Source organism: Alteromonas macleodii ATCC 27126, from assembly GCF_000172635.2.
GTDB lineage: Bacteria > Pseudomonadota > Gammaproteobacteria > Enterobacterales > Alteromonadaceae > Alteromonas > Alteromonas macleodii.
The window spans coordinates 3,021,499-3,032,978 of sequence record NC_018632.1 but is presented as its reverse complement, the minus strand read 5'-3'; the positions used below and the strand labels follow the sequence as shown (position 1 = coordinate 3,032,978).

7 protein-coding genes are annotated in these 11,480 nt (G+C 44.5%); 3 read left to right on the top strand and 4 right to left on the bottom strand.

Features of this window, described 5'->3' with window-relative positions:
• Positions 1 to 89: 89 nt before the first annotated feature.
• A complete protein-coding gene (locus MASE_RS13025; protein ID WP_014950208.1) occupies positions 90 to 1,034 on the bottom strand; it encodes a LysR family transcriptional regulator in 945 nt (314 codons plus the stop codon).
• 282 nt (positions 1,035 to 1,316) lie between these two features.
• Positions 1,317 to 2,912 carry an isocitrate lyase gene (locus MASE_RS13020; RefSeq protein ID WP_014950207.1) on the bottom strand — a complete coding sequence of 532 codons (1,596 nt, stop codon included), beginning with the start codon at positions 2,910 to 2,912 and terminating at the stop codon, positions 1,317 to 1,319.
• Positions 2,913 to 3,349: 437 nt separating this feature from the next.
• On the opposite strand from MASE_RS13020, the gene MASE_RS13015 reads away from it, so the two are divergent.
• The 3 genes from MASE_RS13015 to glsB all read left to right on the top strand — a co-directional run bounded on the left by MASE_RS13015 (position 3,350) and on the right by glsB (position 7,032).
• A complete protein-coding gene (locus MASE_RS13015) occupies positions 3,350 to 4,309 on the top strand; it encodes a chemotaxis protein CheV (protein WP_014950206.1) in 960 nt (319 codons plus the stop codon).
• A 233-nt stretch (positions 4,310 to 4,542) separates the two neighbouring features.
• Positions 4,543 to 6,021 (top strand): alkaline phosphatase, encoded by a 1,479-nt coding sequence (locus tag MASE_RS13010; RefSeq protein WP_014950205.1) that lies wholly within the window; start codon positions 4,543 to 4,545, stop codon positions 6,019 to 6,021.
• A gap of 102 nt (positions 6,022 to 6,123) precedes the next feature.
• Positions 6,124 to 7,032, top strand: coding sequence for a glutaminase B (glsB, locus tag MASE_RS13005; RefSeq protein WP_014950204.1), 909 nt, complete (start codon positions 6,124 to 6,126; stop codon positions 7,030 to 7,032).
• 40 nt (positions 7,033 to 7,072) lie between these two features.
• Here glsB and MASE_RS13000 read toward each other — a convergent pair whose 3' ends face one another.
• Positions 7,073 to 8,509 carry a lipocalin-like domain-containing protein gene (locus tag MASE_RS13000; RefSeq protein ID WP_014950203.1) on the bottom strand — a complete coding sequence of 479 codons (1,437 nt, stop codon included), beginning with the start codon at positions 8,507 to 8,509 and terminating at the stop codon, positions 7,073 to 7,075.
• Positions 8,506 to 11,445 (bottom strand): ABC transporter permease, encoded by a 2,940-nt coding sequence (locus MASE_RS12995; RefSeq protein WP_014950202.1) that lies wholly within the window; start codon positions 11,443 to 11,445, stop codon positions 8,506 to 8,508. The genes MASE_RS13000 and MASE_RS12995 overlap by 4 nt, the downstream gene beginning before the upstream one ends.
• Positions 11,446 to 11,480: the final 35 nt, after the last annotated feature.

Here is an 11,480-nt window from a genome sequence, read left to right as displayed (position 1 = left end):
TATACATTTGTCTGTTCACCCAGTGTAGTGTGTATAGAGATAGTTTTTTAATTTATGGTTTGTATTTCTGCCATATATTTTGTGAATGTTTAACCCGCATTCATTTCGCTAGCTACATCGCTGATTAAGCGGCGCAACCAAATGTGACCTGCGTCGTGGTGAAGTAGGGCACTCCACGCCATTTTTAGCGCAATAGGTGGTATGTCGAAAGGCGGCTCTTTAATCACCACATCAGGGTCGTGTTTGAATAAACGTGCCGCTTTGCTTGGTAAGGTAGCAATGAGTTTTTGCTTTTTCGCAATCTGAAGCGCTGCATGGTAATGACGAGTAAATACGCGAATAGCACGCTGTTTGCCAATTTTTGTAAGCTCTGCGTCAACCCAACCCAATTTTTGTACTTCATTTGGATCAATACCTACACCCACGCCAAACCCAGTTTTACTTACCCAAATATGCTGGGCACTCAAATAGCCTTCTAGGTTGCATTTTTCTACTAGCGGATGGTCGGAACTCATTACGCAGCTAAAGGTGTCATACCAGATAACTTTTTGGTGAAACGACAAAGGCAATTCATCGAAGCGGTTAATTGCCATGTCCACTTTACCTTGCTCGACATCGTGAAACGTCACGTCACTCGGCGTAATAAGGTCAAGCGTAATATTGGGCGCTAAATCCGCCAGTCTTCCAACAAGTTCAAGTAACAAGGTACTCTCTGCATAGTCACTGGTCATAATGCGGAAGGTTCTGTCGCTGGTTAACGGATCGAAATCAGTCTCGGGTTGAATAGAGCTTTCCAATCGACTAAGCACATCGCGAATAATGGGTTGTAGTTCAAGCGCGCGCTTAGTGGGGGTCATCCCATCGCTGGTACGCACTAAAAGTGGATCTTTAAATAGATCGCGAAGACGCTTCAGGCCGTTACTCATTGCTGGCTGAGTAATGCTTAGCTGGTTTGCAGCTTTTGTTACACTTCCTTCGCGCAACAGCACATCTAAATAAACCAATAAATTCAGGTCGACCTTCGCTATATTCATTATTCTAATGCTCTTTTTAAACCTAATTAAACATAGCTATTATAAAGCTTTTTTATTTCAATGTCAGATAAGCGTTTAGTCTTAAATTGGCCGCCGTTATACCTATAAGGTATTGAAATATAATTGTTATATTGTTTTTTTATGAAATTTAGGAAAATATGGCTTTTTTTGTTTTATGCAAAAAGCATAAGTGAAGTGAATGACGTGCACAAAAAAGGGCACCCGAAGGTGCCCTGTAGGAAAGGTTGGGATACTTTCCGTTTAACTCATTGCCTGTTCGCGTTATACGTCGAACTGGTTCATGGTGTTATCTTCACCAGACGCTTTAAGTGCACCTTCACCAGAGAAGTACTCTTTGTGTGTATCACCTAGGTCAGAACCTGCCATCGCTTGGTGCTTAACGCACGCTAGACCTTGGCGAATTTCTTGACGCTGAACACCGCGAACATAAGCAAGCATACCTTCTTCACCGAAGTAACCTTTTGCAAGGTTGTCAGTAGACAGCGCTGCAGTGTGGTAAGTCGGTAGCGTGATAAGGTGGTGGAAGATACCCGCTTCGCGTGCTGCGTCAGCCTGGAAGCTCTTAATCTTCTCGTCCGCTGCTGCTGCAAGTTCGCTGTCATCATAGTCGGCAGACATAAGTTTCGCGCGGTCGTAGCCAGATACGTCTTTGCCTTCTTCTGTCCAAGCATCAAACACTTGCTGACGGAAGTTAAGCGTCCAGTTGAATGATGGAGAGTTGTTATAAACCAGCTTTGCGTTTGGTACTTGTTCGCGAATAGCGTTAACCATTTCAGCAATTTGGCCAACGTGAGGCTTTTCAGTTTCAATCCAAAGCAAGTCAGCGCCGTGCTTAAGTGACGTTACGCAGTCAAGTACTACACGGTCAAAACCTGTGTTGTCTTTAAAGCGGAACAAGCCGTTTGGTAGACGCTCAGGCTTAACCAGTTTGCCACCTTGCTTAAGAACTAGGTCACCTTCACTTAGATCTTCTGCCCCTGCAACTTCGGTAGTTTTAAGGAACGCATTGTACTGAGCAGCTAAGTCGCCTTCTGATGTAGATACTGGGATCTTCTGAGTAAGACCAGCACCTAGTGAGTCAGTACGTGCAACAATTACACCTTCATCAACACCTAGTTCAAGGAATGCATAGCGTACTGCATTGATTTTCGCTAGGAAGTCTTCGTGTGGCACGGTTACTTTACCGTCTTGGTGACCACATTGCTTCGCGTCCGATACTTGGTTCTCAATTTGGATACAGCATGCACCTGCTTCAATCATTTGCTTTGCAAGTAGGTAGGTTGCTTCTTCGTTACCAAAGCCCGCATCGATATCTGCGATAATTGGAACTACGTGAGTTTCGTAATTGTCGATTTCAGCTTGAATCGCAGCTACATCACCACCGTTTTTCTTAGCGTCGTCTAGCTTGTGGAAAAGGTCGCCTAATTCACGCGCATCTGCTTGGCGAAGGAAAGTATAAAGTTCTTCGATAAGCGCAGACACTGATGTTTTTTCATGCATTGATTGGTCAGGAAGAGGACCAAATTCAGAGCGAAGTGCTGCTACCATCCAGCCTGAAAGGTAAAGGTAGCTTTTGTTAGTTGTGCCTTGATGCTTTTTAACTGAAAGCATTTTTTGTTGGCCTACGAAGCCATGCCAGCAGCCTAGTGACTGTGTGTACTGAGACGAATCTGCGTCGTATTCAGCCATGTCTTTGCGCATAATGCTTGCAGTGTAGCGAGCAATGTCTAAACCTGTTTTAAAACGGTTTTGAACCTTCATGCGTGCAGCGAATTCTGGGTTGATACCTTCCCAAGTTCCGTTTTGTGCTGCCTTTAATGTGGCGAAGTTATCAATGTCTTGTTGATATTGCGACATGAGCGTCTCTCCCGACTATAATTAAAATACTTAACGTTGTTTATGTTTACGCTGTAGGGCGTTCCCGTTGATTCCATTTCATCCTAGTGCCGGATTTGGAATAATAGAAATATATATTTTGCATTGCGGCCATTTATTTTGTGAATGACTGGCGCCGAGAGAAGTCTAGATACTGTAAATCTTTGACACCTATGTTTGGTGGTTTTAAGGCAATGGGGCAGCAGCGGGGCAAGAAGTGGTCGGTAATAAATAACTTACGTAGGTTGCAAATGCTTGCTGGTGTTGACTATTTCGTCTGTCTATTAGCTAAAAGGGTAATAGCTTTGCCGGTGTGAGCAAGGTAAATTTAGGCGTAAAGCTTCACGCTAAATAATCTTGTCCGATACGAGGGCGCATTTGTTTTAGCTTGTTGATATATAATATGAAAAGTGGGTGTTATGAGTAGTAGTGTATTGTCGTCAGTTGACCAAAGAACCAAGCTTGTTGGCGAAAACAGGCTTGAGCTTTTGATGTTTCAACTGGGAACGCGACACATTTTTGCCATGAACGTCTTTAAAATTAAAGAAGTTATAAACGTACCCAAGCTCAATATAATGCCGGGTTCACATCACAACCTGAAAGGCGTGATGAACTACCGAGGAAGCTCCATTCCAATTATAGACTTGCGTCAGGCAATCAAAATGCGCGGTGCAGCTACGCAAGCAACAGCGAAGAATGTCATTATCACTGAATATAACAGAAGCGTGCAGGGCTTCATTATTGGTGAAGTGAAAAACATAGTGAATACATCGTGGGGAACCATTCAGCCACCCCCTAGCGGCATTGGAAAATCCAATTATTTAACCGCCATAACTCAGGTGAATGTTGAGGGTAAACAAGAGCTGGTAGAAATCATCGATGTTGAAAAAGTACTCGCGGAAATCATCGATTACGACACATCTATCTCTGAAGAAGTGCTAGATAAAGACATTGTTAACCACTTCTTAGGCAAGAAAGTGTTGATAGTAGATGACTCAAGCACAGCAAGAAAACAGATTAAAGATACGTTAGAGCAGCTAGGTATAACAATCATCGAACGTAAAAACGGCGCTGAAGCGTTAGCGCTGCTGAAGGAGTGGGCCGATGAGGGGAAGAATCCAACCGACGAAATTTTGCTAATGTTTACCGACGCAGAAATGCCAGAAATGGACGGCTATCGGCTTACTTCTGAAGTGCGTAACGATCCTCGTATGAGCAATTTATTTATAGCACTCAACACATCATTAAGCGGAAGCTTCAACGACGCCATGGTAGAAAAAGTTGGATGCAACAGGTTTATCTCCAAATTCCAGCCCGACATGCTCGTTGACGTGGCACAACAGCGCATGCGCGAATACCTCTCATCACAAAATAAGTAGTCGCTTCCTTCTTAAAAGTTGCTAATTTAATGAGATGACCAGATGGTCATCTCATGCTTGCGTTATTTTGTCCAAAAGCTTTGAGCATCTTGCCAGCCTGCTTTACACTATTGCATCTTATCGCTTTGCTAACACCATTATGATCACCAAAGAATCATTCGCGATAGTGTCGTTATTGTTGTATCTGCGGGTATCCAGGCCAGTAGGTACCTTACTTACTCAGGGAAGTTTAAATGATTAAACAATTTGTTCGCACATCACTACTAAGTTGTGCGTCTATTGCTGTTCTTGCGGGTTGTGGTATCACTGAATCTATGACCGAATCAGCAAGTGCAACCGGTACGCAAACTAAAGGTGTACCGAAAAATATAATAATGGTTGTAGCCGACGGTATGGGGCCTGCCTATACCACGGCTTATCGTAATTATGTAGATGACCCGTCAACACCGAAAATCGAATCGGTTGTGTTTGACGATATTTTAGTGGGCAATGCTTCAACGTATCCTGCGCAAGTATCTGGTTACGTTACCGATTCAGCCGCAGCTGCAACCGCTCTTGCTACTGGCGTTAAGTCATACAACGGTGCAATTGGTGTTGATGTAAATAAACAACCAGTAAACTCTGTTATGTACCATGCTAAGAGTAAAGGCATGCGTACTGGTTTGGCAGTAACGTCTCAAATTGTTCATGCGACACCTGCGTCATACATTGCGCATAACGAAAGCCGTAAGAACTACAACGAAATAGCTGAAGATTTCTTTGATGTTCGCGTGGACGGTAAGTTTGTCGCTGACGTGATGCTAGGCGGTGGAACGTCTTACTTTGAACGCGATGACAGAGATATTTTGGCGCAGTTTATTGATGCTGGCTACGAATATGCCGATTCATATAACCGTCTGGCTTCAGTGCCTGCGGGAAGTAATGTTCTCGGTCTGTTTGCTCCAGTAGCGCTGCCTGCGGTATTAGATGACAAGCGCAAAAATCGTCTTGAGTACCTAACTCAACATGCTATTAAACACTTAGAAAACGACAATGGGTTCTTTCTTCTCGTTGAAGCAAGTCAAGTAGATTGGGCTGGTCACGCAAACGATATCGCGTCTGCCATGGCTGAGATGCACGACTTAGCGCAAACCATGGAATATTTGCGAGATTATGTAAAAACGAATCCTGACACCTTGGTTATTTTGACGGCGGATCACAGCACAGGTGGCTTAACCATTGGCGCAAACGGCGACTACCGCTGGAGCCCTGAACATCTTAAGTCTATGTCAGCCTCGGTAATGACAATTGCTTTAGAGATGGCAAATGAAGAGAACCCTGGCGAATTTGTGGCGCAGAAGCTTGGCTTGTCGTTGAGTGAAGAAGAGCTTGCCACGCTAGATAGCGTATCAAACCAAGATGATGAAACTCGCTTCATGGCAGTAAAAACCTTCTTAGACACCAAAACAAACACGGGGTGGACAACAGGCGGTCACACTGGTGTAGATGTTGAAGTATTTGCTTTTGGCGCTGGTTATCAATCGCTTATGGGGCAAATTGATAACACGGATATTGCAAAAACAATCTTCAGTTTTATCGATAAAAAACAGCCAGTAATAATCGATTCCGATTCAAATAAAGTATCAGAAAAGGTATCGACCAACATTGAGCTTACGTCAGACGAAGATGATGATGGCTTGTGTGACTTTAAGGAAGATTGGCGCTGTAACTAATCGCTACATTGTTTGTATAGAAATTAAAGCGCCAGCGTTTTTATAACAAGGCGCTTTATTTTTATCTGTGGTAAGCAGGAAAGGGGAACTATGAAAAACGAAATGCTGGCACTACTTCAAGATATCTATGATGAAGTTGAGCCCATGTTGGGCATGGGAAAAGTTGCCGACTACATCCCTGCGTTGGCCACGGTTAATCCACGGCAATTTGGCATTTCAATTTGCGATACAAACGGTCAAATAACGTCGATAGGCGATGCGAGCGTTCCTTTTTCTATTCAAAGTATCTCAAAAGTCTTTAATCTTGTTTTAGCTATTAATCACTACGGTGAAACTATGTGGGAGCGAGTTGGATGCGAGCCATCCGGCCTGCCGTTTAATTCTCTTGTACAGTTGGAATATGAAAACGGTATTCCCCGCAACCCCTTCATTAATGCCGGTGCGCTGGTGGTTAGTGATATGGTGCAATCTCGGTTCGCTTCCCCTTATATTGCCATGCGAGATTTCGTAAGACGCTTAAGCTGTAACGGCGATATCGTGGTAAATAAGGTGGTGGCGGAGTCTGAATACGAGCACCGCTCTCGCAATGCAGCAATGGCATATTTGATGAAAGCCTACGGAAATTTTGAAAACGAAGTGGAAGATGTGCTTCGTAATTACTTTCACAACTGTGCGCTAGAGATGAGTTGTGAGGACTTGGCGCGCTCAACGAGCTTTCTTGCTAACGCAGGTTTTTCTACTTGTGCAAATGAAAAGGTGCTAACGCCTTATCAAACCAAACAAGTGAACGCGCTTCTGGCGACTAGTGGGATGTATGACGAAGCTGGAAGCTTTGCTTTTAAAGTAGGCTTGCCGGGTAAAAGTGGCGTAGGTGGAGGCATAGTGGCTGTTGTACCAGGACGCTTCTCAATATGCGTATTTTCGCCAGCGCTTAATAGCGTGGGTAATTCTCAGCTAGGTGTGGCGGCTTTGACATCGCTAAGTGAACGCATCAATTGGTCTATTTATTAGGGGCTATTACGCTTCGCTGTATATCAAAGGTCAACAGGCCTTAGTAGCCTGTCAATTCCATAAAGCCGCTCCCTGAATGGGAGCCTTTTATATCCACTCGCCCTTCATAATAGGGAAATAAGCTGTTATTCCATTGGCTTTCCTTGAACGGGCGAATGGATAGGTCGATATCTTTTTCTGGTATTTGAATGCGCCAAGCGGTGGGAACAGAGCGAGCTGACTCTCCCTCGTTGATTGTTTCATAGGCCGTTGGCGTAATTGATACGTTGGCTTGGTCGATAGTTTCTTTCGTGCCATTTTCCGCTATATAGCTAGCCGTTGTGAATATTTCGCTGTGTTTGCTTTTGCTATTTTTCATGTTTTTATTCATGGCGTGCATGCGAAACGCCATCAATTTACTTCCATCGTCTAAATGCAGCGAGAACCAATCCCATCCCATGGCTTCACTGTTGGCTAAGTGGCTCGTCCATTCGTGATCAAACCAGCCTTTACCCGTAACTTTTACGCTATTGCCCTCTATGTTTAACGTACCTTCCGCGTTAATGAACGGCTGGCTGTAATAGTAGGAGCGAAGGCGTTCGTCTTGTGTTTTTTTACTGTAGCCGTTATCACCCTGTTTGATGAAAGGCCCATAGGTATCTAGATTAAGCGAGACTTTGACGGCGCTAACGCCCAGTGTATCATTTAATTCTGATAAGCTGTCTGCGGCGGTAGCGGGGATTTTTCCATTTATTTTGACCGGATGATGCGTGCTGCTTTGCCCAAAAGCGACTTTTAACACGGACGGGAACATGGCTTTGCTTTCTGCACCTGTTTGGACCTCCGCCTGTGCCGCTTTCCAAACCCAATCGTCAATAACTGTTGTAAAGGGTTGTTGATTCACATAGGCATTACCTACACCGCCGCTTGCAAATCGTTCTTCGAAATAATGCTGTTCAGCGGTGTGTAGCGAAGCATGTCCCATCCACTGCTGGCCATTGCTCCAGTTTTTTGCGATATGGTTGTTGGCGTTAGTATGGAGGTTATCTTCAGAGCTATGACTAGCACTAGTTTCGGCACTACTTTCGGATTTACTTTTGGCGTTAACTTCAGCACTATTTTCAGCATTAGCCTTAACGCTTGGAGGGGCATTTAGCTCAGTATTGAAACGAAAAAGCGTATATTGAAGGCCGAACTCTTGCCCGTCTTCAGTACCTAACACAAGCGTAAGGTACCACCACTCTAACTGAAAATCGGGATGACTCATGTGATCGCGCGGTAATTCAACAGTATTGCCCCGCTTTACTGGCGTAAAGGCGTCGCTCGACTGCATGTTTCCAAAAAAGCCGTTTGGCGTGGAGGTTCCCAGAGTTTCGTTTTCATCTTTTGGGTTTTCAGTACATGCATTCAAAGTGAAACAAACAGCTACAAGTACTAAAAAGATGTTGGCTTTAAATCGCAAAAACGTAGTGTTGGCGCTACCTAAATGGTTTTTCATAGCTGAACTTCCTGCCTTAAATCAATTTTCGGCTTAAGTTTTCCTAAAGGTAACAACAGAACCAGTGAAACGATAAGCAGCGATAACCCCACGCTAGAGAGAATAACCTCTGCATTAATTGAAAGCGGGTACACCCAGTTAAATGCATGCCGGTTTACTTGTTGAATAAAGACATAGGCCAAGTACACGCCAAAAGGAATGGCGAGCAAGGCTGAGATAAAACAAAGCAGCAGATATTGCGCAAACAGAGATGCTTTTACTTTAAGCTGACTAACGCCAAGGGCACGCAATACAGATAACTGCGCTGCGCTGCCTATGGTTAGCACCGTCAGCGAAACAGCGAAGGCGACGCCCGCCACCAATAGGGTAGTAATGTTAAGGCCGTCGGTTAATACAAAGGTACGATCAAAGGTCTGCATAGAGGTATCTAACAGCGCTTGTCGGGTATAAAGGGCAATTTCGCGGTGTTCCCCTAACTGTGATTTTAGCTGCTGTTCGAGGATGTCCTTTCCATAGGTGCTTTGTTTGTTGTCGCCTATCACGTTAGTCTCAATAGGCGGCTCTGGGTAAATAGCCACTACACCGGAAAAAAGTTGATCCCTGATAAGGACATCGTTTCGATTAAATGAGGGAAGAGGCACTAATATTTGCCCGTTCAGGTTACCGTAGTCGGGATAAATACCCAGTACTTTCCATTGAGGCGTCGCTGCAAATACGTTTGAGTTCGACGAACTGCTTTGTGAGCCTTGTGTTGGGTCAGTAGTTTTATCTTGTGGCGAGCTATAAGCCTCGCTAGATGGATTAACCGCCGAAGAACTTGAATTCGCAGTTTTACGAAGGCGAGTATTTTCTATATCTAGCGTGTGTCCTAACTTTGCGTTAAGGGCAAACGCTAATTGCTGATTGATGAATACCCCTTTCCCTTCTGTAAACTCACGCCACGCTGTGTTGAGGTCGTTGTTTATTACATCATCGAGGACAAGCGCCTTTTTACCGTTTTGGTGAACGGGGTAGCTACTGATAGAAACGTGGGTGGGCGAGCTGTTACTGACTTCACGTGTTTCTTTATGTATCTCTTTATGTGTCTCTTCTTGAGCATGTGAGCCAATAACAGCTCCCTCGGCCTTAAGTAAAGGAGTTAAAGCAAGCGGAGGTAACGATTTGGTAGATAACGTTTCGATACGACTAAGTGGCGCGTCGGTGTACAGATAGAAAGGCGCGTAAAGCCTTTGCGTTAACCACTGTTCAGTGGCGTCTCTAAAGCTGTCCGTCATGGTGTTCATACCAATATTTGCGGTTAGCGCGATAAAGAATGCACAAACGGCGAGACGGGTTTTGCTAGACAGTAAATGCATATTAGCAATGACGTAGTGGAACACGGGCCACTGTCTTGGTACAAATCTAGTCAGTAGCTTAGAGAAAATAGGTAACCAAAGAAGAATAAGCGCGCAGCTGGTAAGGAGTAACAGTGCAACAAAGAAAAGTGCTGAAGCTGCAGAAGATACGAACCCCTCAGCGATAAATAACAGTAGTAGGGCACATAATGAGATAAGACCTACGGCAAATTGGCCTAACGCATTTTCTTTTTTGACAGGCGCTACGGTTAGGGCATTTGAAAGCTTAACTATAGAAACTAACGAAAAAACAACCAGCGATATAAAGGTCGTTGTTAATGCGAAGCCGAAGGTGAAAAGCAGATTAACGTCTGGGTTAACAAATACAGCGTTAAACAACGACGTAAATGTACCGTTTATCACAGGTGACAACCATGACGCCGCTTGAAAACCGATGAACATGCCAATTGGAATACTTATTACGCAGTAAACAAGCAACTCGGTGAATAGGGCAATGCTTAAAATTCGCTGAGATATGCCCAGCTGCCGTAAACGAATGATATTGGGTAGCCGCGTGCGGTACATCAAGTTTAGCGCGTTAAGTACTATAAAAAGCGCCACAACGCCCATCAGTCCACTCATCGCCCAAAGATTTAGTCTAAAACTATCTGGCAACGAACCGGTGTCATTGTCTGTATTGCTAGTGGTTTGCTTTACAGGTATTCCAAGTAGGGTTTCTATTTGGGTTAAATGCTGATGTGATAGCGGTGAAAGTGTAATAAACCCGGAAAGTGGGACGTAAGCTTTCTGTTGCTTTGCTTGTTTCTCTTGCGCGCGTTTAGCATTGTCAGGAATAACAGGCTTAACAGGTTCATCATTCTCAATCGTTACCCCGCCTCTGTAAAACTCATCGATAGAGATCAAAATTGTATTTTGCGGAGCAAAGCTGCTCACATACGCGCTTACCGTTGCAGGCCAGTAGGGACTTGGCGCGGATTTTCTATGGATTTCATTGAGCGTGTCGTGACAAGCCAGTTTTGCGTTCGTTAAGGGGTGAATAAGCCCATTTACAGCGAAGTCGCCCCCAGAATTTGAGCGCAATTCGCGTCCCGCTGGCGTCTGCTGGTTTTCCATTTCACTAAATTTCTTCGCATTTTGCGATAAATAGGATAGTGAAACAGCGCTATCGTTTAGGGAAGGCGCCTCAAAACCTCTCGTTCTAAATGCACTTCCTAAAATAGGCTGAGTATCAACACCAAGTAATGTGAGAGTTGTTGCTGTGGGCTCGCTGCCATTGCACGATAGGGTAACGTCTCTTTCAGCTATCGCAACAAGCTGGGTAAAACCCTGCTTGCGAAGCGTGGCATAATCGCTTTGTGTAAAGCGAGCTCTACTGTCTGCTGGAGTGATGATACTGCCCAAGGTAAGCCCTTGCTTTGACTGTAACAGTTCACCTTGTGTAGCGCCTTCGTTTATCAATAAAACGGTAACTAAGCCAGCATTGGCCAGTACAATCGCGGTCATAATGAGCAGAGGCTCCCACGGCCTTTGCTTTGCCATTGCTAGTAAGCTAGAAAGCGTTAATAATAAAGTGCGTAGCACGTTATCTTCCTACTTGCTGTTTTCGGTGGGTTTTT

Bases quoted from the DNA above. Each gene is read 5' to 3' on its own strand.
- MASE_RS13025 (WP_014950208.1), bottom strand. From the start codon at position 1,034: ATGAATATAGCGAAGGTCGACCTGAATTTATTGGTTTATTTAGATGTG.
- MASE_RS13020 (WP_014950207.1), bottom strand. From the start codon at position 2,912: ATGTCGCAATATCAACAAGACATTGATAACTTCGCCACATTAAAGGCA.
- MASE_RS13015 (WP_014950206.1), top strand. From the start codon at position 3,350: ATGAGTAGTAGTGTATTGTCGTCAGTTGACCAAAGAACCAAGCTTGTT.
- MASE_RS13010 (WP_014950205.1), top strand. From the start codon at position 4,543: ATGATTAAACAATTTGTTCGCACATCACTACTAAGTTGTGCGTCTATT.
- glsB (WP_014950204.1), top strand. From the start codon at position 6,124: ATGCTGGCACTACTTCAAGATATCTATGATGAAGTTGAGCCCATGTTG.
- MASE_RS13000 (WP_014950203.1), bottom strand. From the start codon at position 8,509: ATGAAAAACCATTTAGGTAGCGCCAACACTACGTTTTTGCGATTTAAA.